This window comes from Microbacterium ulmi (genome assembly GCF_011759705.1).
GTDB classification, from domain to species: domain Bacteria; phylum Actinomycetota; class Actinomycetes; order Actinomycetales; family Microbacteriaceae; genus Microbacterium; species Microbacterium ulmi.
Genome location: NZ_JAAOZF010000001.1, coordinates 1,066,401 through 1,091,049 on the forward strand (window position 1 = coordinate 1,066,401; position 24,649 = coordinate 1,091,049).

The following is a 24,649-nucleotide window of genomic DNA, read 5'->3' on the forward strand; positions in this document are numbered from 1 at the left end:
TCGCACGTGATCGCCCGGATCCTGCGCGCTGCGCGTCGTTCTGCGACGTCTGTGAGCCGCGGCGCGACACCCGCAGCGTCAGGCCCCCTTGAGCCGGCCGGCGAGGTACGTGCGCAGGCCCTCGAGCGGGACGCGCTCCTGGCCCATCGTGTCGCGGTCGCGCACCGTCACGGCGTGGTCGTCGAGCGAGTCGAAGTCGACCGTGACGCAGAACGGCGTGCCGATCTCGTCCTGGCGGCGGTAGCGGCGCCCGATCGCGCCGGCGTCGTCGAAGTCGGTGTTCCAGCCGCTCGCACGAAGCTCCTCGGCGACCTGTCGCGCGACGGGCGACAGCCGCTCGTTGCGTGAGAGGGGGAGCACCGCGACCTTGACCGGCGCGAGGCGCGGGTCGAGCTTGAGCACCGTGCGGGTGTCGGTGCCGCCCTTCGCGTTCGGCGCCTCCTCCTCGTGGTACGCGTCGACGAGGAACGCCATCATCGACCGCGTCAGGCCGAAAGACGGCTCGATGACGTAGGGGGTGTACTTCTCGCCCGACGCCTGGTCGAAGTACGTGAGGCTCTGGCCTGAGGCCTCCGCGTGAGACGAGAGGTCGAAGTCGGTGCGGTTGGCGACGCCCATGAGCTCGCCCCACTCCTTGCCGGGGAACCCGAACCGGTACTCGAAGTCGATCGTGCCGGCGGAGTAGTGCGCGCGCTCGTGCTCGGGCACATCGAAGCGGCGCATGTTGCCGGGGTCTACCCCCAGGTCGACGAACCAGTCCCAGCATGCCTCGACCCAGTGCTCGAACCAACCCTGCGCCTCGGCCGGCGGCACGAAGTACTCGATCTCCATCTGCTCGAACTCGCGCGTGCGGAAGATGAAGTTGCCCGGGGTGATCTCGTTGCGGAACGCCTTGCCGACCTGGCCGATGCCGAACGGCGGCTTCTTGCGCGAGGCGGTGAGCACGTTCGTGAAGTTGACGAAGATGCCCTGCGCCGTCTCGGGACGAAGGAAGTACAGGCCCGACTCGTCGTCGACGACGCCCAGGTAGGTCTTCACGAGACCCGAGAACGCCTTCGGCTCGGTCCACTGGCCCTTCGTGCCGCAGTTCGGACACGGGACGCCGGCCAGGCCTCCCTCTGACGCGCGCCCCTTCCGCGCCTCGAAGTCCTCGAGGAGGTTGTCCGCGCGGAACCGCTTGTGGCAGTGGAGGCACTCCACGAGCGGGTCGGTGAAGGTCGCGACGTGACCGGACGCCTCCCACACGCGTTTGGGCAGGATGATCGACGAGTCCAGGCCCACCATGTCGCCGCGGCTGCGGACGAACGTCTGCCACCACTGACGCCGGATGTTCTCCTTGAGCTCCGTCCCGAGCGGGCCGTAGTCCCATGCCGAGCGGGAGCCGCCGTAGATCTCACCGGCCTGGAAGACGAACCCGCGATGGCGGGCGAGGGCGATGACTTTGTCGAGGCGGGACTGCTCGGCCACGGTGGCTCCAATGGTCGGGAGAGAGGATCGAGGGATGCCGACACGGCGAGGCCGCGGCATCCCTCGATCCTAGTCGGCCGGGATGCCGCGACCCTGAGTGCCCGGCCCTCGCGGGAGCCGCGCGGGGCTCAGCTCACGAACGGGATCGTCAGCGGATAGCGGTACCACTGCCCCTGGTTGGCCTTGACGGCCGCGATGATCGGGAAGACGATCGCGAGCACTCCGGCGGCGATGAGGATCGGGATGCCGATCAGCGCGACGCTGAGGATCGTGCCCGCGAACCAGGCGATGAGCAGCGTCAGCTGGAAGTTCAGTGCCGTCGCGGTGTGCGCGCGCACGAAAGGACCGCGGTCCTTCAGGACGAGGTAGCCGATGAGCGGCGCGAGGAAGCTCAGGAAGATGCCGCCGACGTGGATGAGCGTCGCCCACATCTTCTCGTCCGCCGGGCTCAGCGGCTGCGGCGGGGCGACGTACGGGTGCTGGGGAGAGTAGGGGGGAGGCGTGGTCATACAACAAGCCTAGAGCGCGGAGCCGAGCGGTGCCCGGGGGCTTTCCCCCTTTTCCGCTCGGGGGTGGCCGCGCCGCCGCGTACGGCGATATCCTCACGCCATGCGGATGATGCGCGCCACGGCGGCAACCGTCATCCTGCTGTCGCTGGGGGCGCTCGCGGCGTGCATGCAGTTCGGCGAGTACGCCATGTCGTCCGACTGCGAGTCTCTCTCGGACGACGTCGTCCGCGTCGTCCGCGACGAGCTCGGCGGAGGCGGGGCGGTCAGCAACATGTGGGCCGGCGAAGCGGGGAGCACTCAGCCGTGGTGCTCGTTCACGGTCGCCGTCGGCGGCGGATTCGTCGACGACTCGTCGCGGTCGGCCGTCGCAGAGCTCGTGCAGCAGGTGGTCGACCAGCGGTCGGCGATCGTCGAGGTGACGCTCGCGTACGAGCCCGACATCCTCGACGTGCTGGCGTCGTCGGCGAAGTGACGACGGCGGGACCTCAGACCCGCTCCCGCCGCAGGACGACGCGCTCGACCGTGAAGTCTTCGAGCGCGACGGGGTCGATCTCCACGCCGAGGCCTGGGCCGGTCGGCACGCGCACGTGCCCGTCCTCGAGGACGGCGGGCTCGGTCACGATGTCGCGCGCGTAGAACCGGCTCGACGCCGACACGTCCCCCGGCAGCGTGAATCCGGGAAGGGCCGCGAGCGCCGCGTTGGCGGCCCGGCCGATGCCCGTCTCGAGCATGCCTCCGCACCACACCGGGACCGCGGCATCCCGGCACAGATCGTGGATCCGCACGGCCTCGAGATATCCCCCGACGCGTCCCGCCTTGATGTTGACGACGGATGCCGAGCCCAGCGCGAGCGCGTCGGCTGCGGCCTTGACCGACACGATCGACTCGTCGAGGCACACGGGCGTAGACAGGCGCCGCGCGAGCGTCGCGTGGTCGACGAGGTCGTCCTCCTGCAGCGGCTGCTCGATCAGGAGCAGGTCGAAGCGGTCGAGCTCGGCGAGCGTGCCGGCGTCGGCGAGCGTGTACGCCGAGTTGGCGTCGACCTGCAGCGGGATCGCACCGAACGCGTCGCGCACGGCCGCCGTGTCGGCGACGTCGCGCCCCGGCTTGATCTTGATCTTGATCCGCACGTACCCCTCATCGAGGTAGCCGCGCACCGTCTTCACGAGCGCAGCGGGATCGCGCTGGATGCCGACGCTGACGCCGCTCGGAACCCGGTCGTGCACGGCCCCGAGGTAGCCGCCGAGCGAACGGCCCTCGGCGCGCAGCGCCGCGTCGATGACCGCGAGCTCGAGGCCGGCCTTGGCCATGCGATGGCCGACGAACGGCTCGAGGATGCCGGCGACGTCCTCCGCGCGGATCGTCGCGCGATCCAGCAGAGCGGGCACGAGGAACCGCTGGGCGACATCCCACGCGCCCTGCGTGTACTCGCTCGAATACAGGGGCTCGGCCTGCGTCACGATCTCGCCCCACCCGTCGCCGTCGCTCGTCATCGCACGGACGACGATGACCTCGCGGATCGTCTCGGTGCCGAACGAGGTCGTGAAGGGCGACACGAGCGGGATCCGCAGCACGCGCAGCTCGAACCCGTCGAGCGAGACGGGACTGGTCGGAGTCGCGATCGGCATGCGCTCAGGCTAGCCCCGGGCGTGATCCGCCACGGTCTGAGGCCCCTCGCCGCGCGCCTGCTTCGGCCCCCCGGCGCGCGCGGCGAGGAGCGGTCAGAAGGAGAGCCCGCGCAGGCTCTCGTCGCGGACGGGCACGAAGGTCGCGCGGCGCCCGCGCAGGCGCGGCGGGCGCGCGGGTCGCGTGCGACGCGACGACCCGACGTGGAGCGCCCGCGTGACGCTGTCGAGATAGCGCATGCCCGCTCCTTCCGCTCCGCCGGCGCCCGATGTGCCGTCCTGCTGATGAGACGCCGCGGCTCGCGTTCTATGACGCGAGTTCTCCGACGAATTCGTCGCCCGCTCAGAAGGAGCCGTGAGCGGATGCCGTGATACGCCCGTCGAGCGGGGATCACGCGGACGCCCTAGCCGTCGGCGTCGCGCACCGCATCCATGTGCTGCTCGAGCCACCAGGTCGCGCCGCCATCCGGCGACGACCAGCCGTTCCAGGTGAAGGAGTCCGGGGTGATGTCGCTGAAGTTCCAGCGGATGGGGATGTCGCCGCCGCGTGTGAACTCCACGCCGTCCTGACGGATGCCGTCGGCGCCGTGCGGGCGTGCGATGAGGGCGCAGAAGAAGCCGTGCTGCGTGCCGAACCAGTTGACGCGCCACGCGTCGATCGCGGGGTCGTAGGCGCGGACGGTCGTGCCGGCGACGGCTTCGTCGCCCGAGCGGTCGCCGCCCACGATGACGTCCTGGATGCCTCGCCCCGCGGCGATCCACGAGAAGATCCACCGACGCTCGGTCTCGGCCCACGGCTCGGCGGGGCCGGATCGGTAGCGGTTGCGAACGCGCCATGTTCCGGTGAGCCGGCCGAACAGGTCGAGCTCACCCGCGAGCGACGGCTCCGGACCGTCGGCGATCAGGTGCGAGGCGAAGTCGCTCATGGCGCGACAGTACGGAGGGGCACCGACATCCCGAGCACCCACCGAAGGAGCCGGGACTCCCCCGTCCGTTCCCCCACGGACGATCTTCGTCGCTGTCCGGCCCGTCAGCCAAGACTGGTCCCGCCTCCGACACGCCGACCCCGGATGCCCCGACCCGGCGTGTCACCCCGACGACAGTCATCCGGAACCCCCGGGCGTGCGGAACTCCCGGGACGCGCTCGAGGACGGGACGATCCCCTCCGATCCCCCTACGGCACTTCGGCGAGCGCACGCACGGGGAACGTCCCGAACCCTTCGACGGCCGGCGGCGCCGCCGTGAACCGCGCGCCCGAAGGCGGGAGCGCGCCGAGGTTCGTCAGGTGCTCCACGACGTGCACGCCCGCCGCGAGCAGGAGCGTGTGCGCGGGCCGCTCGCCCCCCGACTCCGTGTCGTCGATGTTGAGCGAGTCGATGCCCACCAGGGCAGCGCCTGCCTCGATGAGCCGCTGCGCGCCTTCGCCCGTGAGGAACGGCGCGCCCTTCCCGTACTCGGGCCGGCCGAACCACCGATCCCACCCCGTGTGCAGCAGCACGGCGGCACCGCGCACGTCGCGATCGAGAAGGGTCTCCGCCCGGATGCCTCGCCGCTCGGGGGTCCAGGCATCCTGAACGTGGAAGACCTCGGCACGCAGGCCCACGAGCGTCGAGAGCTCGAGTCCCGCGAGATCGCGTCCCTCCGCGTAGCGGTGGAAGGGCGAGTCGAGGTACGTGCCGGTGTTGCCGATCATCGTGATGACGTCCATCGCGAACTCCGTGCCGGGCGCGTAGCGCGCACGGGAGTCCTCGCGCGTGAGGTGCGGCGCGATCGTCGGCGCCGGCAGGCCCGGGTAGGTCACGAGACCGGCGCGGATGCGGTGCGAGAGGTCGACGACGCGGGGCGCGGCATCCGTCGACGCCCGCGGGATGCCGCGGCTGCCCCGATGCGGCTCCTCGACGATCCGCAGATCCCGCAGCGCGACCTCGTCGACGAGCGCGAGGCCCAGGTGCTGGACGAGGAGACGCGCGATCGCCGCCTCGTCGAGATCGGCCGAAGGCAGATCGAGGCGAAACCCCGTGCCGCTCAGCCCACCGCCGTTCGCGAACGAGAGGTCGAAGTCGAAGTGCGCGCGGTGCTCGGACATGCGCGTCAGCCTAGAGCCGGCCGGATGCCTCGGCCTCCGCGGATTCGGAGAATGGCACGAATCTCGGACCATCCGGCAGGAATCATCCGAATCCGGGGCGATCACCCGCGCTCGAGAACGAGCGAGCTCAACGACCGGCCACGAAGAGGTAGCCGCGCGCGTCGTCGAAGCCGCCGACGACGAGGCCGTCGGCGAAGTGCCACTCGAACGCGTCCCGCACGCGCCGGCGCCAGGACGCGGCGTCCGCAGGCGCCTGCGCGCGCATCGACTCGATGTCGTGCGGCACCTCGACGCTCGCGACGACGAGATCGTCGGGCGGCGTCGGAGCGGGCGGAGCGGCGAGCGCCCACGTCACCATGAGCCGGTCGGTCTCGTCGCCGCGGTTGACACCGTCGTCCATGGGGCCGTAGTGGTTCACGAGGTACTCGGTCACGCGCGTGCCGAGCACGCGCAGGTTGAAGTGGGCGTTGCGCGCGACGAGCGGGTCGAACGTCCACGTGATGCGCCCGACCTGCCGCGCGAGCGCCCACTCGCGCTGGTGCTGCTTGAGCACGCGGCCGAGTCCCTGGCTGCGGTACCCGGCGAGCACGCCCGTGATGTGCGAGTGCATCGACCGCGCGCCAGGCTCGGCGAAGAACGCGACCGACGCCCCGACCATGCGGTCGCCGTCGTACAGGCCCACGGCGTAGTTGCCCGAGTGCGCGAGGGCTCGCAGCAGGTTCGGCGGCATCCCTCCACGGTCTCCTCCCCACACCTGCGCGAGCACGTCCGTCGCGGCGAAGACCTCGTCGACGGTCGCGAGCGGGCGGATGTCGATGCCGGGCGGGACGGAGGGGTCGACCATGGATGTCACGATACGCCCGCCGCGGCATCCGCCCCCGGCCGCGACGACCCCCGCCGTCGCTCGCGCCGCTAGCCTGAGGGGATGGCGCCGGGGGACGAGGACAGCAGACGCAGACTCTCCCGCCCGACGCCGCAGGGCGCCATCGTCGCCGTGCTCGCGATCGCGGGGCTCGCGTCGTCGTTCATGTTCACGCTCGTCGTGCCAATCCAGTCCAAGCTCCCCGAGCTGCTGAACGCGAGCCGCGAGGACACGGCGTGGGTCGTCACCTCGACACTCGTCGCGGCGGCCGTCATCACGCCCATCTCCGGGCGGCTCGGCGACATGTACGGCAAGCGCCGCATCGTCCTGATCCTGCTGGGGGCCCTCGTCGCCGGATCGGTCATCGCGGCCGTCTCGCCCGGCATCGTCGGCATCATCGTCGGCCGGACGCTGCAGGGAGCCGTCGTCGGAGTCATCCCGCTCGGCATCTCGATCCTGCGGGACGTCCTGCACGAGGACCGCATCGACTCCGCCATCGCGCTCATCAGCGCGACCCTGGGCGTCGGCGGCGCGCTCGGCCTTCCCCTCAGCGCGCTCATCACCGAGCGCAGCGACTGGCACGTGCTGTTCTGGGTCTCCGCGGCCCTCGGCGTCGTCGTCTTCGCCCTCGTCCTGTGGATCGTGCCCGCGAGCGTCCTGCGCACCGCGGGCCGGTTCGACTACGTCGGCGCGGCGGGCCTCGCGGTCGGGCTCGTCGGCGTGCTGCTGGCCGTGTCGCGCGGCAACGAGTGGGGGTGGACGTCGGCGCCCGTGCTCGCGCTCGGTCTCGGCGGCGTGGCCGTGCTGCTCGTGTGGGGCTGGTGGGAGCTGCGGCTCGACGAGCCGCTCCTCGACCTGCGCGTCGCGGCGCGGCGCCCCGTGCTCCTGACGAACCTCGCATCGATCGGCATGGGCTTCGCGCTGTTCGGATCGAACGTCGTGTACCCGCAGATGCTCGAGCTGCCCGTCGCGACGGGCGGCTTCGGGCTGACACTGCTGGGCGCGAGCCTGGTCGTGATGCCCGCCGGCGTCGTCATGATGGTGCTCTCGCCCTTCTCGGGGCGCCTCGCGCGCACGGTCGGCCCGAAGCTCCTGCTCGTGCTCGGCGCGATCGCGCTCGTCGTCGCGTACGCGTACACGCTGGCCTTCTCCGACGCCATCTGGCAGCTCGTCGTCGCGAACCTCCTCATCGGCGTGGGCATCGGATTCGGGTTCGCCGCCATGCCGATGCTCATCATGCGGTCGGTGCCGCAGTCCGAGACGGGGGCCTCGAACGGGCTCAACGCCCTGTTCCGCTCCCTCGGCACGAGCACGGCGGCGGCCGTCATCGGGGCGGTGCTCGCGACCTACACGGTGCAGATGGACGGGATGCCGGTTCCCACGCCGACGGCCTTCACGCTGTCGTTCGTGCTCGGCGGCGCCGCCGCCGTCATCGCGCTCGTCGTGGCGCTGTTCATCCCGCGGCGGGCCGCGGGCGAGCGGCATCCCTCCCTCCCCGGATGACGGCCGCCGCGTCCGCCATCTGACGCGGATGCCGCATCCGTCTGCCCGCTGACGGGATGCGGCGCCTGCGCCGTCTGACGCGGATGCCGCAGCAGGTCTGCTCACGCGCGACGCCGCGGACCGGCCCCCGATCACGGCGCAGGGCGCACGCGCCGGGCGAGCACGACGGCGAGCGTCCCCACCGCCGCGGCGGTCATTGTCAGCACGGACGAGGCGACGGTGACCGCGATCACGGACGCGCCCGAGCCGAGCAGACCGCCGAGCCACGGCCCGACCGCGATCCCGACGTTGAAGAGCACGACCATCCCGGCGCTCGCGAGCGTGCGGGTGCGGTCGGTCGCCGTGCGCATGAGCATCGTCTGCAGGAGCGGGAAGACCGCGCCGATCGCGAAGCCCCACGCGACGAGCCCCGCGACGACCACGACGACGTCGCCGACGCCGATCGTCAGTGCCGCGAACGCGACCGCGAACACGAGCAGCACCGCCGTGAGCGCGCCCCGCGGGAAGCGATCGGCCAGGAACCCGGCGACGACGACGCCGATCAGCCCGGCGACGCCGTAGAGGGCGAGGAGCGCGGGGGCCCAGTCCGTCGCGGTCGGCACGGCCGCGTCGAGGTACGGCCTGATGTACGTGAACGACGCGAACTGCGCCGTCGCGATCAGCACGCAGGAGACGCCGAAGGCCGCGAGCGCGGGCAGCGACGGGTCACGCCAGAACCCCTCGCCGCGCGCGGCGGCGATGCGCGGCGCGGGCCGACGGCGCGGCATCCGGGTCAGCACGATCGCGGCGATCGCGAGCGCCGCGACGCCGAGCACCGCGAACGCGGCACGCCAGCTCGTCGCGTGCGCGAGCACCGTCGCCGCTGGGAGCCCCGCCACTGCGGCCGCCGTGCCTCCCGCCGTGACGACAGCGAGGCCCCTGCCCAAGTGCGAAGGTGCCAGCAGCGACGTCGCGTAGACGATCACGACGGCCCAGAAGACGCCGTGCGCGAGGGCCGCGGCGATGCGGGTCGCGAGCGCGACGCGGTAGTCTGGGGCGAACGCGGTCGCGACGTTGGCGAGGGCGAACATCGCGAGAGCGCCGCCGAGGACGATGCGGCGGTCGATGCGTGCGACGAGCCGCGCGAGCGGGATGCTCGTCACGATGACCGTCGCGGCCCACACCGAGATGAGCAGGCCGACCTCGCCCGCGCCGACGCCGAGATCCGCCGACATCTCGGGCAGGAGCCCGGCCGGCAGCGACTCCGCCGTGACGGTGAGCAGGACGGCGAGGCTCAGCACGCCGAGCGTGCCGAGCGGGAGTCGCGCGGCGCCCGCGGAGGTCGTGGGGGCGGCAGTGGAGACGGTCTTGGAGAGAGGCTAAACTTTGACACCAATGTCAATGTCAAGCCCCGGGAGGCGCCTGTGAAGATCGGCGAGCTGTCGGCGCAGACCGGCATCCCTCCGCGGATGCTGCGCTACTACGAGCAGCAGGGTCTCATCGCCGCGGACCGGGCCTCGAACGGCTACCGGTCGTATGCGCCCGACGACGTCGAGCGGGCCGTCCGCGTGCGCTCGCTCATCCAGGCGGGGCTGTCGACCCGCATGGCGCGCGTCGTCCTCGACATCGAGCGACAGTGCGAGCTCGCCGCCCCGCCGTCGTGCTCGCTCGCCCTCGCGGAAGAGCTGGCCGACGAGCTCGTCGCACTCGAAGAGCGCCTCGCGTGCCTCACGAAGAGCCGAGACGCCGTCGCGCGATACCTCGAGCTCACGCGCCACGGCGACCTCGTCCGCCGGGTCGACGCCGCATAGCGGGAGCCGCGCGCGCCGACTCGGCATCCCTCTTGTCATTACCTATCACCATAGGTAATGTGGCGTCCGTGACCGCGACGCTGCGCTCACGGAAGGGAGCGGAGGTGGCCGCCGTTTCTCCGACGCGCGATGCCGCGAGCGCGCTCGACCTCGTGTCGGGGTACTCGCTCGAGATGACCGGCAAGGACGTCGCGAGCCTCTACGACGCCCGCCACGCGATTCCGGCCGGGACGAAGGTCAACGTCACGTTCCTCGGCAACGAAGACCTCGAGATGCGCGTCGCGGCCGCCAAGGCCGTGAAGGACCTGGGATTCGTGCCCGTGCCGCACATCTCCGCCCGTCGTCTGGGCTCGCGGGACGCGCTCGAGGAGTTCCTCGGACGCCTGCAGGAGATCGGCGCGACCGAGCACGTCTTCGCCGTCGGCGGCGACCCCGCGACGCCCGAAGGCCCCTACCCGGACGCGCTGTCCCTCATCCGCTCGGGGCTTCTCGAGCGGTACGGTGCGCGCGAGGTGAGCATCGCGGGGTACCCCGAAGGCCATCCCGACATCCCCACGGACGTGCTGTGGCGCCATCTCGACGACAAGGCGGCAGCGCTGCGCGAGCGGGGGCTGGATGCCGTCATCCTCACGCAGTTCGGCTTCGACGTCGACCCCGTCGCCTCGTGGATCCGATCCGTGCGCGAGCGCGGCATCCACTCGCAGATCCGCGTCGGCACACCCGGGCCTGCGGGCATCAAGCGCCTCCTCGGGTTCGCGCGGCGCTTCGGCATCGGGGCCAACGCGATGATCGTGCGGAAGTACGGCTTCTCCCTCACCAATCTCATGGGCACGGCCGGTCCCGACCGGTTCGTCTCCGATCTGTCGGCCCTGCTCGCCGCGGATCCGTCGGCGGGAAGTGTAAAACTGCACTTCTACACGTTCGGCGGCCTGCTCGCGACGTCCGAGTGGGCGCGCGATCACACCGCCGCGCACCTGTGACGCCCGAGGAGACCCGATCCCGATGACCCTGCACACCGACGCCCTGCGCGACCACGCCTGCCTGATCGTGCACGGCCCCGATCAGCCGGGTCTCGTCGCCTCCGTCACGGCGCTCGTGACGCGCAACGCAGGAAACATCGTGACCCTCGACCAGTACTCCGACAATCCCGCCGGCGGCGCGTTCTTCCAGCGCGTCGTGTTCCACCGCCCCGACCTGCAGGCCGCCATGCCCGACATCGAGGCCGACCTCGCCGTGACGCTCGAGCCGTACCGCATGCAGTGGCGGCTCACCGACCTGTCCATCCCGAAGCGGATGGCGATCCTCGCCTCCACCTCCGACCACTGCCTCCTCGAGCTGCTGTGGCGCCACCGACGCGGCGAGCTGCCCGTCACGATCCCCATGGTGATCTCGAACCACACCAACACGGCGGAGGATGTGCGGGCCTTCGGCATCCCGTTCTTCCACGTGCCCTCGCACGGGACCGACAAGACGGCCGCGGAGGCCAAGATCGCGCAGCTGCTCGCGGGCAACGTCGACTTCGTCGTGCTCGCCCGGTACATGCAGATCCTGTCGGACGACTTCCTCGAGCAGGTCGGCGTGCCCATGATCAACATCCACCACAGCTTCCTGCCGGCCTTCATCGGCGCGGCGCCGTACCGCAAGGCAAAGGAGCGGGGGGTCAAGCTCATCGGGGCGACGTCGCACTACGTGACGAAGGACCTGGACGAGGGGCCCATCATCGAGCAGGACGTCGCCCGCGTCGACCACACCATGACGGCCGCCGATCTGCAGGCGCGAGGCGCGTACGTCGAGCGCGCCGTCCTGGCGCGTGCCGTGCAGTGGCACGCGGAGGACCGGATCATCCGGCACGGCAACCACACGATCGTCTTCCAATGACCGGCTGAGAACACGCCGACCGAGAACAGAGAGGTTCCCCCGTGGCTGACAATCTTCAACAGCTCGTCGACCGGCAGAATCCCGCCGAGATGCTGCGCAACTCGCAGATCGGGTCGTACATCTACCCCGTGGTCCCCGCGGACTTCACGAGCTGGATCAAGGAGCAGCGCGCGTGGCGCGAGACGTCCGTGCTCTACGACCAGTCGCACCATATGGACAACCTCTTCCTCAAGGGCTCGGACGCCATCAGGCTCATCTCCGACACGGCGGTCAACTCGGTCGCGACCTTTCCTGTCGACAAGGCGAAGCAGTACGTGCCGACGACCTCGAGCGGCCACGTCGTCGGCGACGGCATCCTGTTCCACGAGGCGGAGGACGAGTACGTGTACGTGGGGCGGGCGCCCGCCTCGAACTGGCTCCTGTTCCACGGCGAGACGGGCGGCTACGCGAACCTCGACGTCTCGGTCGACCGCCGCTCGCCGTCGCGCCCGTACGGCCATGCCGTCAGCCGGCAGTACTACCGCTTCCAGATCCAGGGCCCGACCGCGTGGCAGGTCATCGAGAGGCTCAACGGCGGGCCGCTCGAGCAGCTGCGGTTCTTCACGATGTCGACCATGACGATCGACGGCACGACGGTGCGCACGCTCCGCCACGGCATGGCGGGAGCGCCGGGCCTGGAGGTGTGGGGCCCGTACGCCGACCACGACCGCATCCGCGACGCGATCCTCGCGGCGGGTGCGGAGTTCGGCCTCGCGATGGTGGGGTCGCGCGCCTACCCCTCCAACACGCTCGAGTCGGGCTGGATCCCGTCGCCGCTTCCCGCCGTCTACACGGGCGAGGCGGAGCGTGCCTACCGCGAATGGCTCGGCGTCGACAGCTACGAGGCGACCGGCACGCTCGCGGGATCGTTCGTGTCGGACGACATCGAGGACTACTACCTCACGCCGTGGGAGCTCGGCTACGGGACGTTCGTGAAGTTCGACCACGACTTCATCGGGCGCGACGCGCTCGAGGCGATCGACCCCGCGACGCAGCGCAAGAAGGTCACGCTCGCATGGAACGCCGAGGATCTCGGGCGGATCCTCGCCTCGCCCCTCGACGTCCACGGGCCGGCCTACAAGTTCTTCGACCTGCCCCTCGCCAACTACGGGTCGGCCAACTACGACTCGGTCGTCGACGCGGACGGCACGGTCGTCGGGTTCTCGATGTTCACGGGATACAGCGCCAACGAGCGGCGCGGGCTGTCGCTCGCGACGGTCGACCCCGACGTGCCGGAGGGCACCGAGCTTCGGGTCGTGTGGGGCGAGCCCGGCGGCGGCACGGCGAAGGCGTCCGTCGAGCCGCACGAGCAGACCGAGGTGCGCGTCGTCGTGAGCCCCGTCCCGTACTCGACCGTCGCGCGCCAGACCTACCACGGCGGCTGGCGCACGGGCTACACGGCCTGACTCCGCCGCTCGGCGGGTGCCGGTAGCCTCGACTCGCGAGAGAGGAGACGCATGAGCCTGAGATACGCGCTGCTGGCCATCCTGCGCGTCGGCCCGCTCTCGGGCTACGACCTGCAGAAGCAGTTCTCGCAGTCGGTCGGACACGTGTGGCATGCCCCCGACTCGCAGATCTACCCCGAGCTGCGCAAGATGGAGGCGGCGGGGCTCGTCGAGGGCGAAGAGCAGGCGCGCGGCGAGCGCGGCACGCGACGCGTGTACCACGTGACGGATGCCGGCGACCGCGCCTATCTGGAGTGGATGCAGTCGCCCCTCGACTACCAGCGCGTGCGCGACCCTGCGCACCTGCGCGCCGCGTACCTCGAGAACACGACTCCGGATGCCGCGCGCGCGTTCCTCAGAGCCCACATCGCGGAGTGGGAGGGCGAGCTCGAGCAGTGGGAGGGCGAGCTGGTCCGCATCGACGCGCTCGGGAACCCCATGCTCGTGCGGCGCCTCGCCGTCACCCCGGAGGAGGACCGCGAGCGCACGATCGCCTACAAGCGCTTCGCGTACGAGGGACTCGTCGAGCGTGCGCGGGGCGAGATCGCATGGGCGCGGCGCGGGCTCGCGCTCGTCGACCGCCTGAACCCCTGATTCCGGTCGTCGCCCGCGGCGAAGGTGGCGCATCCGGTCGCATCCGGTCGCGCTGAGCGACCGGATGCACCACCTTGGCGCGTGTCAGTGCGCCATCTGCGCGAGCGCCTCCGGGTCGATCGTCGCGATCGAGCGCGTGTCCTGGAACGCGCGGACGCCCTCGATGCCCTGCTCCCGGCCGAGGCCCGACTGCTTCATGCCGCCGAACGGCGCGCGCAGGTCGAGACGCGTCGCGCCATGGTCGTTGACCCACACGTAGCCGCACACGAGCTGCGAGCCGACCCGCTGCGCGGCCTCCGGCGACCCGGTCCACACCGAGCCGCACAGGCCGCCCCACGTGTCGTTCGCGAGCCTGACGGCCTCCTCCTCCGTGTCGAACGGGATGACCGGGATGACGGGCCCGAACTGCTCCTGCGTCACGACGCGCAGCGACAGCTCGGGGTCGACGACGATCGCCGGGCGCAGGAAGTTGCCGCCCGCGAGGTCGCCCCCCGGCAGCTCGCCGTACTCGCGCACGTCGGCGCCGGCATCCTTGGCCTCTTGGATGATGTCGGACACGAAGGCCTTCTGCGCCGCCTGGTGCAGGGGGCCCATCGTCGTGCCCTCGTCCAGGCCGTGCCCGATGACGGCCTTGCCGAGCCGCGCCGCGAGGCCGTCGACGACCTCGTCGAGCCGCGACCGGTGCACGAAGACGCGCTTGGCGTTCATGCAGATCTGCCCCGTCGTGTCGAAGATCGCGGCGTACAGCCGGTCGAGATGCGTGTCGTCGAGGATCGCGTCCTCGAGGAACACGGCCGCATCGTTGCCGCCCAGCTCGAGCGTGACGCGTGTGAGGGTCTTCGACGCGAGCTCCATGATCCGCTTGCCGCCGTTGACGCTCCCCGTGAAGCAGACCTTCGCGACGTCGGGGTTCTGGATGAGGCCCGCCATGCTCTCGTCCTTGCCCGTCACGACGTTGAGCACGCCCGGCGGGAGCTTCTCGGCGACGCGCTGGATGACGCGGCTCGTCGCGAGGGGGGTCGTGGGCGGCGGCTTGACGATCGCCGTGTTCCCCGCGAGCAGCGCGTGCGGCAGCGACGCGCCGAGGATCGCGATGGGCCAGTTGAACGGCACGATGACCGTCACGACGCCGAGGGGCTGGTACGACACCTCCGTCGAGACCGGGATCGCCCCGGGGACGACCGGCAGCGTCTTGGACGCGTCGACCTCGTCGGCGAGCATGAGCGCGAGGTTCCAGCGGATCTCGAAGACGAGCGCGTCGACCCACGACTCGAAGCGGATCTTGCCGTTCTCCTGTGAGAGGATCGCGGCGTCCTCGTCCCGGTCGTCGGCGATGCCGGCGATCGCGTCCGTCATGTGCTTCGCGCGCTCCTGCGCAGTCAGGGCGCTCCACGCGGGGAACGCGGCCTTCGCGGCGGCGACGGCATCGGCCACGTCCTCTTTCGATGCGGATGCCGCGTACCCCACGACGACGCCCGGCCTGCCGGGATCGACGACCTCGAGCACGTCCGTCGTCTCGCGGGTCTCACCCCCGATGTACAGGCCCGTCCTGACGGGCTGTGTCGTGATGGGGACATCCGTCACTGTGTCCGACACGTGAACGACCACCTCTCTGTGCAGCGCTGTCGCGTGCGCCGTGCGCTCACGAACGCCCGAGGCGGGCGCGTGTCCCTCCAGGGTGCATCCTGATCGGCCCGGAGGCAAGATTGCCGACAATATCCTCACGCATTTCGTAGCCAATGCTCGCGCAGCCGGTAGCCTCGTACGCACAGGCGCCGCGCCAGGGCGCCCTCGCGGCACGCATGCCGCGCGGAAGGGGAGTGATCGAAGTGACGGATGCCGCGATCGCCGCCGCTCCGGCGGCCCCGAGCCGGCCGGACCTGACGCAGCAGATCAGGGACGCGATCCTCGACGCGGGCTTCGCCCCGCACCAGCGCCTCATCGAGGCCGACCTGAGCGAGCGCTACGATGCGTCCCGGGCGGCCGTGCGGACGGCCCTGCTCAACCTCGCGAACGAGGGACTCGTCGAGCGGCTGCCGAACCGGGGCGCGCGCGTGCGCGCCATCAGCGTCGACGAGGCCGTCGAGATCGTCGAGGTGCGCATCGGACTCGAGTCGCTGTGCGCCCGCAAGGCCGCACAGAACCTCGCCGACGCCGACGCCCGTGCGCTCACGGCGCTGCGCACGCAGATCGTCGACGCCGTCGCGGCGGGCAACCTCGTCGAGTACTCGCGGCTGAACCAGGAGCTCGACCGGCGCATCCGCGAGCTCAGCAGGCACGAGACGGCGACGCAGCTGCTCGAGCGCCTCCGCGCCCAGTCGGCGCGTCACCAGTTCCGCCTCGCCTTCCACCCTGGCCGGGTCGCGACCTCGGCCCCCGAGCACATCGCGATCATCGACGCGATCCTCGCGCGGGATCCGGATGCCGCGGAGGCGACCACGCAGGCCCACCTCGAAGGCATCGTCGAGGTCCTGCGCAGCATGGACTGACGCGGTCCTCCTGCGGTCGCGCCCTGAGATCCCTCCTCGCATCGCCGAGTGCACGCCCGAGTCGCCAGGCCCGAGGCTCCCCTCCGCCGAGTCCACCCCAGACTCGCCGAATCCAGGTCAGACCGACCGTGGGCTCGCAGGGAAGGCATGGACTCGCGAGCGCTGAAGGACGCCGCGGGCGAGGACGCCGCGGGCGAGGATGCCGCGGGCAAACCCGATGCGGCGCCGACGGGCGGCGGCCCGGCCGCCCTCCGACAGGCTCAGGACCTGCTGGGGGCCGCCGGGCCGCGGCATCCTCACCCCTGGCCGAAGGCGTCGACGGTCGCGTAGCCGCGCCCGTTGAACGCCTGCAGCACGACGTCCTGCACGGCGGGCAGTCCGTCGACGGTCGTGTCGATCGCGCCCCCAGGCAGCAGGAACTGCGCCTCGAAGCCCTGGATGGACAGCAGCGCGTCCAGGAACGACTCGCGTGTGGGCTCCTCCATCTTCATGAAGGCCTGCTCGAGCACCTGCGCCGCGATCCAGCTCCACACGCAGTGCGGGAAGGACACGCCGTCGTTGTCGGTGTACTTCTCGATCGCGGCGAAGTAGGCCTTGCCGGCGTCGCTCTCCTGGAACGGCGGCGCGGCCGCCGCCTCGGAGAACGCGACGGCGTAGATGCCGGGGTAGACGAGCGTGCCGTCCGCCTTGACGGCCCCGCCGGGGGTCAGCACGCCACCGGGCGACGCCGTGTTCGAAGGCAGGAACCAGCTCGGGAACCATCCGAGCGACTGCGCCTTCTGCAGGTTCTCGATCGCGAGCGGCACGATCGAGACGGCGTGGAAGAGTACATCGGCGCCCGTCGCCGAGAGCTCCGTGATCTGGCCCTCGAGCGACTGCGCGCTCGGCTCGTAGCTCAGCTCCTTGACGACCTCGATGTTCGCAGCGCCGTCGATCGCCTGCCTGAAGCCCTCGACGTACCCCTTGCCGTAGTCGTCGTTCTGGTACAGGATCGCGACCTTGTGCGGGTTCGAGTCGGCCGCGAGCACCTCGCCGAACGCGGCGCCCTCCTGCTGGTAGATCGGCACGAAGCCCAGCTGCATGGGGCTCGCGGCGCGATCGTTGAACAGCGGGTCGCCGGTCATGACGAGCACCTGGGGGACGCCCTCCTCGATCGCGGCCTCGCGCCAGGCGCGGTTGGTCGGCGTGCCCAGGCCGATTCCCGCCGCGAACACCCCGTCCGCGACCATCTGCTGGAAGTTCGCGGCCGACTTCTCCGGGTTGTACTCGTCGTCGTACTTCTTGATCTCGATCGTGCGCGTCTTGCCGTCGCCGAAGGCGATGCCGCCCTCGTCGTTCTTCGTGCCGAAGTACGCGATGGCGCCGTCTGCCGTGCAGTTGCCCGGACCAGCCGTCGTGCCGGTCAGCGGTGTGCTGATGCCGAACAGCAGGCTGTCGTCGGTGATGCCCGGCGAGGCGACGACCTCGTCGGACTCCTCGGGTGTGGCTGTCCCGCCGTCGCGGCCGCAGGCCGTGAGGGCGAGGGCCGCCACGCTCACCACAGCGGCGAGCGTCAGCGCTCGCCTCGTCAGAGTGCTCATGCTTGGTGCCTCTCTCTGTTCTCTCGGGTGGAGGATGCCGCGTCGTCTGGCGGCGGTTCGGCATCCGGATTGCGCGGTGCGGTCGCCGCGGATGCGGAGACGTCGGAGCCGCGGCCCCGCCGCACGAGGCGGCGGATGGCGCGCGGGAGACTGGCGAGCCCTCCCTGCAGGAAGAACAGCACGACGAGCACGACGACGCCCTGCACGACAGCGGTGCTGTTCGGGTTGACGGCGTTCGTGAGCTGCGGGACGAGCACGTAGTAGACGCCGCCGAGGATCGACCCGACGATGCTGCCCGCGCCGCCCACGATCGTCGCGATGACGAGCTCGATCGAGTGGCCGAAGCTCAGGGTGTCGGGCGACGTGAACTGGATCGCGACGAGGTAGAGGAATCCCGCGACGCCGCCGAGCATCGAGGCGGTCGTGAACGCGAGCACCTTGTAGCGATAGGGCGAGATGCCCATGGATGCCGCGACCGCCTCGTTCTCCTTCACGATCGCGAACGCGCGGCCGTACTTGCCGCGGACGAGGAAGAACGTGAGCGCGAAGACGGCGGCCCCGATCGTCATCACGACGTAGTACTGCCACTGGTCGTTGTCGAGACCCGTCCACTCCGGCGCCCCGAACACGCGCGCCGAGATGCCTTGCGACCCGCCCGTCAGGTCGGACATGCGCTTCGCGACCGGGACGCCGACGATCGGCAGCGCCACGGTCACCATCGCGATCGCGAGCCCGCGCAGTCGCGCGGCGGCGAGCGACACGATCAGACCGAGCACGCCGGACAGGACCACCGCGAGGACGAACCCGACGACGACGCCCCAGAAGCCCAGAGCCATCCCCCAGTCGGAGCGGATCGTGATGGCGGCCGCATAGGCCCCCACGCCGACGAAGAAGATCTGCCCGAGCGAGACCTGTCCGGCGTAGCCCATCACGACGTTCAGGCCCAGCACGGCCACCGCGAACACGGCGATGCGCGTGATCGTCTGGTTCGTGAACGGCGCCGAGGTGAGGGGCAGGATGACGAGCACGGCCGCGATCGCGACGCCGACGGCGGCGCGCACCCAGGCGTTGTCGGACAGGCGGGACAGTGCGGTCATCAGACGCGGACCACGACCTTTCTGCCGAAGAGGCCCTCCGGCTTGAAGATCAGCACGGCGAACAGCAGCACGAACGGGACGGCGATCTTGAGGTCGTGTCCGACGAACGGCACGTAGGCCGCGGCGAGGTTCTCCACGACCGCGATCCCCCACGCCGCGACGACGGCCCCGATCGGGGAGTCGAGGCCGCCGATGATGACGGCGGCGAGCGCATAGAGGAGCGCGGCGTCGAACATGCTCGGCACGAGCTGCACCTTGGCCGCGACCAGCACGCCCGCGATCGCGCCGAGCGCCGCGGCGAGGCCCCACCCGATCATGAGGATGCCGCCGACCCGGATGCCGGACAGCGCGGCCGACGACGGGTTGATCGAGACGGCCCGCAGGCCGAGCCCGAGCTTGCTCACGCGGAACAGCAGCTGGAGCAGGATCATCATCGCGAGGATCGTGATGAAGGTCGTGAGCGACCAGACGCTGATCGCGATCCCGGCCACCGTGAAGCTCGCTCCGGCCGAGAAGAAGAAGGGGTAGGGGATGTAGTTGTACGTCCAGATGAGGCCGCACAGCCCCGTGATGAGGGTCAGCAGGCCGATCGTCGCGACGACGGCGGCGTCGGGGTCGCCGCCCATGAAGCGGCGCATGACGAAGCGCTCGAGCACGGCGCCGAGCACGAACGAGGCGACGACCGCGAAGAGGACCCCTGCGACGATCGCCGCCGTCGGGCCGATGGCGGGGATGAGCGCGTTCGTGACCGTCATCCCGACGTATGCGGCGAGGACCGCCATCCCGCCCTGCGCGAAGTTGACGAGGTTTGTCGTCTGGTTGACGATCACGATGGCGAGGGCCAGCGCCGCGTAGATCGACCCCGTCGCGAGGCCGTCGACGACGAGCTGCACGAAGGTGTTGATGGTGAACATCAGGCCCCCAGATACGCTTTGCGGATGCCGTCGTCGCCCTTGAGCTCGGCGGTCGTGCCGGAGAGCACCGAGCGCCCGGTCTCCAGCACCACGGCGCTGTCGACGATGCGGAAGGCCAGGTTGGCGTTCTGCTCGACGACGAGCATCGAGATGCCCGACTCGGCGCGCAGGCGTGCGATCGCGTCGTAGACGCTCCGCGCGGTGCTGGGCGCGAGGCCGAGCGAGGGCTCGTCGAGGATCAGGAGACGGGGCCTGGCCATCAGCGCGCGCGAGACGGCGAGCATCTGCTGCTCGCCGCCCGAGAGAGCCGATGCGGCCGACCCGATGCGCTCCCTGAGGTTGGGGAACAGGTCGAGGCAGTAGTCGATGTCGGCCGCGACGGCCTTCGCGTCCTTGCGCAGGTACGCCCCCACCCGGAGGTTCTCGCGCACCGTGAGGCGGGTCAGCGTTCCTCGCCCCTCAGGCACGTGCGCGATTCCGAGCGCCGCGACCTGCTCGGGACGGCGACCCCGGATGTCGCGTCCGTCGAACACGATCCGCCCTCCCACGCGCACGGTGCCGCTGATCGCGCGGAGGGTCGTCGTCTTGCCCGCGCCGTTGGCGCCCAGGATGCCGACGGCTCCGCCCTCCGGCACGGCGAGCGAGACCCCGACCAGCACCTGCACGGGGCCGTACGCCGCGGTGACGTCGACGAGCTCAAGCAGCGTCATCCGCGGCATCCCTCCCCAGGTACGCCTCGACGACCCGCGGGTCGGCCTTCGCCTCGGCAGCGGTCCCCTCCATGAGGGTGCGCCCGTGGTCGAGCACGACGATGCGATCCGTGACCGCCGAGATGACGCCCATGTGGTGCTCGACGATGACGATCGTGATGTCGTCCTCGTCGCGGACGCGGCGCACCGTCGCGATGAACCGCTCGACCTCGCTGTGCGACAGGCCTGCGGCCGGCTCGTCCAGGAGGAGCAGCGTCGGGTGCATCAGGAGGGCGCGGGCGAGCTCGATGCTCTTGTGCAGCCCGTGCGAGAGCTCGTCCGCCGTCCGATGCGCGGCCCAGCCGAGCTCGACCCGCTCGAGAAGGCCCAGAGCCTCGTCGCGCAGGGCCTTCTCGGCGCGCACGGTGCGGGGCAGACGCATGGCCCACTCGATCGGCGTGCCGGGCAGACGCGTGTGGCTGCCGAGCATGACGTTGTCGAGGACCGTCGCGTGCAGCCGCAGGGCGGGATGCTGGAACGTGCGGGCGAGGCCCTGCGTCGCGAGCCTCGCCGGCGGCAGACCCACGACCTCGGTGTCGTCGATGAGGATGGAGCCGGAGCTGGGGCGATAGTGGCCGCTGATGCAGTTGAACAGCGACGTCTTCCCTGCGCCGTTGGGCCCGACGAGGCCGAAGATGCGACCGGGCTCGACGACGAACCCGACGTCGTCGAGGACCTTGACGCCGCCGAACCGGAGGCTGACGTCGCGAACGGTCAGACGAGCGGCCATCGCCCACCTTTCGTGTCGCAGCGCTGCAACGCGGAGACGCATGCTCCGTCATTGGGGACGGTACGGATACCCCCGCAGATTGTCAACGATTTTGGTGTGATTTCGGGCGCGGTTGTGGCCGAATCGTTGCACGGCCGGATGCCGGGGCTATCGTGTGAAGCGCAATGACGACGATCGCGGTGCTGGGCCTGGGCGAGGCGGGGCGGCTGTACGCGCGAGGACTGCGCGACGCGGGCGTCGACGTGCGCGGATACGACCCCTCGCGTCCGCTGCACGATCCGCTCGTCCTCCAGGTCGACGGCCTCGCGGAGGCGGTCGCAGGGTCCGACGTCGTGCTGAGCCTCGTCGGCGCGGGCCCGGCCGAGTCCGTCGCGGCCGATGCGCTCGCTCAAGTGCCCGCGGCATCCGTGTACGCCGACCTCAACACGGGGTCCCCAGAGCTCAAGCACCGCATCGCGGGGATCGCGGAGAGCCGCGGCGTGCGCATGGCGGACGTCGCGGTGCTCGCGCCCGTGCCCCGAGCGGGTCTTCGCACGCCGCTGCTCGCGAGCGGTCCCGGCGCCGAGGCGCTCGCGGCGACGCTCGCCCCCCTGGGCGTGCCGATCGACACGCTGCAGGGCGAGCCCGGCGAGGCCGCGCGGCTCAAGCTGCTGCGCAGCGCCTTCATGAAGGGGCTCGCCGCGCTCGTGCTCGAAGGCGTCGGGGCCGCACGCGCCCTCGGCGCGGAGAGCTGGCTGCGCGACCAGATCGCCGGTGAGCTCGCCCACGGCGGCGACGCGCTCGTGGACCGTCTCCTCGAGGGGACGGTCCGCCACGCCGCGCGGCGCGAGCAGGAGGTCCGCGACGCGCTGGCGGCGCTCGACGCGACGGGCGAACCGGCCGACATGGCCCGCGCGACGCTCGTGTGGTTCGAGCGGCTCGTCGCGAAGGCGGGCTCCGCGCGGTAGGCGCGCAGCGCGGGCGGCCCTCAGGCGACGCCCGCCGTGCGCCATCCGCCGTGGTACTCGAGCCGTGCCGTCTCGGCGTACGGCACGGGGCTGACGATCGCGCGGACCGCGATCTGCTCGTGGGGCTCGACCGTCGTCTTGCGCGATCCCCCGCCGGGCTCGCCCCACACGACCCGCACCTCCGCGCCGATCGGCACGTCGCGGTCGATCGTCGCGAGCGAGAGGCCGCGCCTCTCGTTGGCCGTCACCCCCGTGAACAGCGACAGGCCCACGACCTCGTCGTCGGCATCCAGCACGGCGTCGTAGTTCGACGAGCCGTAGTTCGCGTTCGGGATGTCGAAGAACTGGTAGCCGGGCCCCGTGCGATCGAGCACGGAGGCGAGGATCTTCGCGAGGTCGTCGTCGTTCCACGCGAGCGTCACCTTGCGTCGCTGCCGCTCGGGCTCGATCCTCTCGAGCGCGTCGCGACCGATGAAGTCGTGGTCGAACTTCACGAACGAGCCGTAGCCGAGCTCCCACGGGTTGAGGTAGTAGTCCTCGATGTCCGAGGAGACGAACGAGCCCGCGAGCGCGTTGACGGCCTCGTAGCTCGTCGCCGGCAGCCACTCGCGGTAGGCGCGCTCCGCCTCGCTCGAGTAGATCGCCGGCAGAGGCGACGGGATCCATCCGGACTCGAGCGTGTTCGACGAGTACGCGCGGGAGCCGCACGGCTCGATCCCGAACTCCCGGCCCGCCTCGAGGATCGCGTCGCGGATCCGGCCGTGCTGCTCGTACGGCCCCCACAGCTCGAGGCCGGGCGCGCCGGCCATGCCGTGCCGGAGCGTGCGCACCCGCTGTCCCGCGACCTCGAGGTGGCCCAGGTGGAAGAAGCGGACCTGCTCGACCGGGCCGCCTGCGAGTCTCTCGATGATGGGCCACGCGTTCGGGCCCTGGATCTGGAAGCGGTAGAACTCGCGATGGACCGCCTCGCCGTACGGACGGGACGGCGAGCGGTCGTCGTAGCGGACCTCGACGTCGTAGCCGCCCGTCGCGGCGTGGAACTGCAGCCAGTTCGCGACGGGAGCCCGCCCGACGTAGACGAAGTCGCGCTCCGCTTCGTGGAACAGGATGCCGTCGCCGATGACGCCGCCGTTCGACGCCGTCGGCACGAACTGCTTCGCCGTGTCGACGGGGAAGTTCGCGAAGCTGTTGACGCCCGTGTCGGACAGGAGCCGCAGGGCGTCGGGGCCGGACAGGAAGAGGTTGACCATGTGGTGCGACTGGTCGTAGAGCACCGCCGTGTCGCGCCAGGCCTTCTGCTCCCTGCGCCAGTTGGTGAACTCGGTGGGGACGATCGGGTAGATGTACGTGCCGAGCTGCGAGTCCCGCAGCATCCCGACGACGTCTCCTGTCTCGTCCAGCAGGTCCTGCAGGCTGCGTGCCATGGTGCTCCCTCGACTTCCTTGTCCGGTTGCGATGCTACGGACGTCTTTTCCCTATCGCCAGAGGGAATGTGCAGAGTGATTCCGTAACCAAGATTGTAGACAAAATCTTGACCATTGCGCCAGAAGTGTGATTCGCTGGGGCAAACGTCGAGAGGTGAGGTCACGTGGCAGCGATCCCCCGCTCCCTCCTGGTCGTGAGCGCCCACGCCGGCGACTTCGTGTGGCGCGCGGGCGGCGCGATCGCCGCCGCCGCGAACCGAGGCGAGCGCGCCGTCGTGGTCTGCCTCTCCTTCGGCGAGCGCGGCGAGTCCGCGAGCCAGTGGCTGCAGGGCAGATCGCTCGACGAGATCAAGGGCATCCGCCGCACCGAGGCGGAGGCCGCGGCATCCGCCCTCGGCGCCGAGATCGAGTTCCTCGACCTCGGCGACTATCCGCTGCGGGAGTCGCCGCAGGCGCTCGCGGCGCTCGTCGACGTGTACCGGCGCGTGCAGCCCGACGTCGTGCTGACGCACCCCCTCGCCGACCCGTACAACGGCGACCACCCCGCCGCGGCGCGCATGGCGCTCGAGGCGCGCGTGCTCGCACAGGCGATCGGCGTCGCCAACTCCGACGGCACCCTCCCCGCGAAGGACGAGATCATCGGGGCCCCGCCCGTCTTCTTCTTCGAGCCGCACCAGAGCGAGCAGAGCGACTTCAAGCCCGACGTGCTGCTCGACATCACGGACGCGTTCCCGCGCAAGCGCGCGGCGATGGAGTGCCTCCCCGCGCAGAAGCACATGTGGTCGTACTACACCGACCTCGCCATCCGCCGCGGCGTGCAGGTCAAGCGCAACGCCGGGCCCAACCTGGGGCTCGCGCACGAGACCATGGGCGAGGCGTACGTGCGCTACTACCCGCAGGTGACGGACGTCCTGGCATGAC

General features: G+C 70.9%; 26 protein-coding genes. 11 read left to right on the plus strand and 15 right to left on the minus strand.

The window, feature by feature from the left end:
- Positions 1–78: 78 nt before the first annotated feature.
- Positions 79–1,467, minus strand: coding sequence for a glycine--tRNA ligase (locus FHS08_RS05070; protein WP_167036173.1), 1,389 nt, complete (start codon positions 1,465–1,467; stop codon positions 79–81).
- A gap of 128 nt (positions 1,468–1,595) precedes the next feature.
- Entirely contained in the window at positions 1,596–1,976 is a 381-nt protein-coding gene (locus FHS08_RS05075) for a DUF4870 domain-containing protein (RefSeq protein ID WP_167036176.1), read from the minus strand.
- A 100-nt stretch (positions 1,977–2,076) separates the two neighbouring features.
- Between FHS08_RS05075 and FHS08_RS05080 the strand changes: the two genes are divergently transcribed.
- A complete protein-coding gene (locus FHS08_RS05080) occupies positions 2,077–2,448 on the plus strand; it encodes a hypothetical protein (protein ID WP_167036179.1) in 372 nt (123 codons plus the stop codon).
- A gap of 13 nt (positions 2,449–2,461) precedes the next feature.
- Here FHS08_RS05080 and menC read toward each other — a convergent pair whose 3' ends face one another.
- The 5 genes from menC to FHS08_RS05105 all read right to left on the minus strand — a co-directional run bounded on the left by menC (position 2,462) and on the right by FHS08_RS05105 (position 6,531).
- On the minus strand, positions 2,462–3,604 hold the full coding sequence (gene menC, locus FHS08_RS05085) for an o-succinylbenzoate synthase (protein ID WP_167036182.1): 1,143 nt from the start codon (positions 3,602–3,604) through the stop codon (positions 2,462–2,464).
- A 93-nt stretch (positions 3,605–3,697) separates the two neighbouring features.
- The gene (locus FHS08_RS05090) at positions 3,698–3,841 is read right to left on the minus strand and encodes a hypothetical protein (protein WP_167036185.1); all 144 of its coding nucleotides are present in this window, start codon (positions 3,839–3,841) and stop codon (positions 3,698–3,700) included.
- Positions 3,842–4,005: 164 nt separating this feature from the next.
- On the minus strand, positions 4,006–4,527 hold the full coding sequence (locus tag FHS08_RS05095) for a hypothetical protein (RefSeq protein WP_167036188.1): 522 nt from the start codon (positions 4,525–4,527) through the stop codon (positions 4,006–4,008).
- A gap of 248 nt (positions 4,528–4,775) precedes the next feature.
- A complete protein-coding gene (locus FHS08_RS05100) occupies positions 4,776–5,687 on the minus strand; it encodes a cyclase family protein (protein ID WP_167036191.1) in 912 nt (303 codons plus the stop codon).
- 127 nt (positions 5,688–5,814) lie between these two features.
- Entirely contained in the window at positions 5,815–6,531 is a 717-nt protein-coding gene (locus FHS08_RS05105; RefSeq protein ID WP_167036194.1) for a GNAT family N-acetyltransferase, read from the minus strand.
- Positions 6,532–6,612: 81 nt separating this feature from the next.
- Here FHS08_RS05105 and FHS08_RS05110 point away from each other — a divergent pair, with 81 nt between their 5' ends.
- Complete coding sequence (locus FHS08_RS05110; protein ID WP_167036198.1) at positions 6,613–8,052, plus strand: MFS transporter; 1,440 nt, start codon at positions 6,613–6,615, stop codon at positions 8,050–8,052.
- Positions 8,053–8,183: 131 nt separating this feature from the next.
- Here FHS08_RS05110 and FHS08_RS05115 read toward each other — a convergent pair whose 3' ends face one another.
- A complete protein-coding gene (locus FHS08_RS05115) occupies positions 8,184–9,332 on the minus strand; it encodes an MFS transporter (RefSeq protein WP_167036201.1) in 1,149 nt (382 codons plus the stop codon).
- Between the two features lie 123 nt (positions 9,333–9,455).
- Between FHS08_RS05115 and FHS08_RS05120 the strand changes: the two genes are divergently transcribed.
- The 5 genes from FHS08_RS05120 to FHS08_RS05140 all read left to right on the plus strand — a co-directional run bounded on the left by FHS08_RS05120 (position 9,456) and on the right by FHS08_RS05140 (position 13,798).
- Positions 9,456–9,842, plus strand: coding sequence for a MerR family transcriptional regulator (locus tag FHS08_RS05120; protein ID WP_167036204.1), 387 nt, complete (start codon positions 9,456–9,458; stop codon positions 9,840–9,842).
- Positions 9,843–10,015: 173 nt separating this feature from the next.
- Positions 10,016–10,822 (plus strand): methylenetetrahydrofolate reductase, encoded by an 807-nt coding sequence (locus tag FHS08_RS05125; protein WP_167039628.1) that lies wholly within the window; start codon positions 10,016–10,018, stop codon positions 10,820–10,822.
- A 22-nt stretch (positions 10,823–10,844) separates the two neighbouring features.
- Positions 10,845–11,720: a formyltetrahydrofolate deformylase gene (gene purU, locus FHS08_RS05130; RefSeq protein ID WP_167036207.1), complete on the plus strand. Its 876-nt coding sequence runs from the start codon at positions 10,845–10,847 to the stop codon at positions 11,718–11,720.
- 41 nt (positions 11,721–11,761) lie between these two features.
- Positions 11,762–13,165, plus strand: a complete 1,404-nt coding sequence (gene ligM, locus FHS08_RS05135) for a vanillate/3-O-methylgallate O-demethylase (RefSeq protein WP_341800311.1) — start codon at positions 11,762–11,764, stop codon at positions 13,163–13,165.
- Positions 13,166–13,216: 51 nt separating this feature from the next.
- Positions 13,217–13,798 (plus strand): PadR family transcriptional regulator, encoded by a 582-nt coding sequence (locus FHS08_RS05140; protein WP_167036210.1) that lies wholly within the window; start codon positions 13,217–13,219, stop codon positions 13,796–13,798.
- An 84-nt stretch (positions 13,799–13,882) separates the two neighbouring features.
- Here the strand turns inward: FHS08_RS05140 and FHS08_RS05145 are convergent, their stop codons facing one another.
- Complete coding sequence (locus tag FHS08_RS05145; protein WP_341800312.1) at positions 13,883–15,394, minus strand: aldehyde dehydrogenase family protein; 1,512 nt, start codon at positions 15,392–15,394, stop codon at positions 13,883–13,885.
- A 224-nt stretch (positions 15,395–15,618) separates the two neighbouring features.
- Here FHS08_RS05145 and FHS08_RS05150 point away from each other — a divergent pair, with 224 nt between their 5' ends.
- Complete coding sequence (locus tag FHS08_RS05150) at positions 15,619–16,287, plus strand: GntR family transcriptional regulator (protein WP_341800313.1); 669 nt, start codon at positions 15,619–15,621, stop codon at positions 16,285–16,287.
- Positions 16,288–16,434: 147 nt separating this feature from the next.
- Positions 16,435–16,617: a hypothetical protein gene (locus FHS08_RS05155; protein ID WP_167036213.1), complete on the plus strand. Its 183-nt coding sequence runs from the start codon at positions 16,435–16,437 to the stop codon at positions 16,615–16,617.
- On the opposite strand, the gene FHS08_RS05160 is transcribed toward FHS08_RS05155, so the two are convergent.
- The 5 genes from FHS08_RS05160 to FHS08_RS05180 are packed head-to-tail and all read right to left on the minus strand — an operon-like array spanning position 16,584 to position 21,357.
- A complete protein-coding gene (locus FHS08_RS05160; RefSeq protein WP_167036216.1) occupies positions 16,584–17,867 on the minus strand; it encodes an ABC transporter substrate-binding protein in 1,284 nt (427 codons plus the stop codon). The genes FHS08_RS05155 and FHS08_RS05160 overlap by 34 nt on opposite strands.
- A complete protein-coding gene (locus FHS08_RS05165) occupies positions 17,864–18,964 on the minus strand; it encodes a branched-chain amino acid ABC transporter permease (protein ID WP_167036219.1) in 1,101 nt (366 codons plus the stop codon). The genes FHS08_RS05160 and FHS08_RS05165 overlap by 4 nt, the downstream gene beginning before the upstream one ends.
- On the minus strand, positions 18,964–19,878 hold the full coding sequence (locus FHS08_RS05170) for a branched-chain amino acid ABC transporter permease (RefSeq protein WP_208382212.1): 915 nt from the start codon (positions 19,876–19,878) through the stop codon (positions 18,964–18,966). Before FHS08_RS05170 ends, FHS08_RS05165 begins: the two co-directional genes overlap by 1 nt.
- On the minus strand, positions 19,878–20,588 hold the full coding sequence (locus tag FHS08_RS05175) for an ABC transporter ATP-binding protein (protein ID WP_167036222.1): 711 nt from the start codon (positions 20,586–20,588) through the stop codon (positions 19,878–19,880). Before FHS08_RS05175 ends, FHS08_RS05170 begins: the two co-directional genes overlap by 1 nt.
- Complete coding sequence (locus FHS08_RS05180) at positions 20,575–21,357, minus strand: ABC transporter ATP-binding protein (protein ID WP_167036225.1); 783 nt, start codon at positions 21,355–21,357, stop codon at positions 20,575–20,577. Before FHS08_RS05180 ends, FHS08_RS05175 begins: the two co-directional genes overlap by 14 nt.
- A 164-nt stretch (positions 21,358–21,521) precedes the next feature.
- On the opposite strand from FHS08_RS05180, the gene FHS08_RS05185 reads away from it, so the two are divergent.
- The gene (locus FHS08_RS05185) at positions 21,522–22,304 is read left to right on the plus strand and encodes a DUF1932 domain-containing protein (protein WP_167036228.1); all 783 of its coding nucleotides are present in this window, start codon (positions 21,522–21,524) and stop codon (positions 22,302–22,304) included.
- A gap of 20 nt (positions 22,305–22,324) precedes the next feature.
- Here FHS08_RS05185 and ligM (FHS08_RS05190) read toward each other — a convergent pair whose 3' ends face one another.
- Complete coding sequence (gene ligM, locus FHS08_RS05190) at positions 22,325–23,728, minus strand: vanillate/3-O-methylgallate O-demethylase (RefSeq protein WP_167036231.1); 1,404 nt, start codon at positions 23,726–23,728, stop codon at positions 22,325–22,327.
- 164 nt (positions 23,729–23,892) lie between these two features.
- Between ligM (FHS08_RS05190) and FHS08_RS05195 the strand changes: the two genes are divergently transcribed.
- Positions 23,893–24,648 (plus strand): PIG-L deacetylase family protein, encoded by a 756-nt coding sequence (locus tag FHS08_RS05195; RefSeq protein ID WP_341800314.1) that lies wholly within the window; start codon positions 23,893–23,895, stop codon positions 24,646–24,648.
- The last annotated feature ends 1 nt before the right edge of the window (position 24,649 follow it).

Excerpts from the sequence above, each read along its gene's own strand:
- FHS08_RS05075 (WP_167036176.1), bottom strand. The coding sequence starts at position 1,976 with ATGACCACGCCTCCCCCCTACTCTCCCCAGCACCCGTACGTCGCCCCG.
- FHS08_RS05080 (WP_167036179.1), top strand. The coding sequence starts at position 2,077 with ATGCGGATGATGCGCGCCACGGCGGCAACCGTCATCCTGCTGTCGCTG.
- menC (WP_167036182.1), bottom strand. The coding sequence starts at position 3,604 with ATGCCGATCGCGACTCCGACCAGTCCCGTCTCGCTCGACGGGTTCGAG.
- FHS08_RS05090 (WP_167036185.1), bottom strand. The coding sequence starts at position 3,841 with ATGCGCTATCTCGACAGCGTCACGCGGGCGCTCCACGTCGGGTCGTCG.
- FHS08_RS05095 (WP_167036188.1), bottom strand. The coding sequence starts at position 4,527 with ATGAGCGACTTCGCCTCGCACCTGATCGCCGACGGTCCGGAGCCGTCG.
- FHS08_RS05100 (WP_167036191.1), bottom strand. The coding sequence starts at position 5,687 with ATGTCCGAGCACCGCGCGCACTTCGACTTCGACCTCTCGTTCGCGAAC.
- FHS08_RS05105 (WP_167036194.1), bottom strand. The coding sequence starts at position 6,531 with ATGGTCGACCCCTCCGTCCCGCCCGGCATCGACATCCGCCCGCTCGCG.
- FHS08_RS05110 (WP_167036198.1), top strand. The coding sequence starts at position 6,613 with ATGGCGCCGGGGGACGAGGACAGCAGACGCAGACTCTCCCGCCCGACG.
- FHS08_RS05125 (WP_167039628.1), top strand. The coding sequence starts at position 10,016 with ATGACCGGCAAGGACGTCGCGAGCCTCTACGACGCCCGCCACGCGATT.
- purU (WP_167036207.1), top strand. The coding sequence starts at position 10,845 with ATGACCCTGCACACCGACGCCCTGCGCGACCACGCCTGCCTGATCGTG.
- FHS08_RS05140 (WP_167036210.1), top strand. The coding sequence starts at position 13,217 with ATGAGCCTGAGATACGCGCTGCTGGCCATCCTGCGCGTCGGCCCGCTC.
- FHS08_RS05155 (WP_167036213.1), top strand. The coding sequence starts at position 16,435 with ATGGACTCGCGAGCGCTGAAGGACGCCGCGGGCGAGGACGCCGCGGGC.
- FHS08_RS05160 (WP_167036216.1), bottom strand. The coding sequence starts at position 17,867 with ATGAGCACTCTGACGAGGCGAGCGCTGACGCTCGCCGCTGTGGTGAGC.
- FHS08_RS05165 (WP_167036219.1), bottom strand. The coding sequence starts at position 18,964 with ATGACCGCACTGTCCCGCCTGTCCGACAACGCCTGGGTGCGCGCCGCC.
- FHS08_RS05170 (WP_208382212.1), bottom strand. The coding sequence starts at position 19,878 with ATGTTCACCATCAACACCTTCGTGCAGCTCGTCGTCGACGGCCTCGCG.
- FHS08_RS05175 (WP_167036222.1), bottom strand. The coding sequence starts at position 20,588 with ATGACGCTGCTTGAGCTCGTCGACGTCACCGCGGCGTACGGCCCCGTG.
- FHS08_RS05180 (WP_167036225.1), bottom strand. The coding sequence starts at position 21,357 with ATGGCCGCTCGTCTGACCGTTCGCGACGTCAGCCTCCGGTTCGGCGGC.
- FHS08_RS05185 (WP_167036228.1), top strand. The coding sequence starts at position 21,522 with ATGACGACGATCGCGGTGCTGGGCCTGGGCGAGGCGGGGCGGCTGTAC.
- ligM (WP_167036231.1), bottom strand. The coding sequence starts at position 23,728 with ATGGCACGCAGCCTGCAGGACCTGCTGGACGAGACAGGAGACGTCGTC.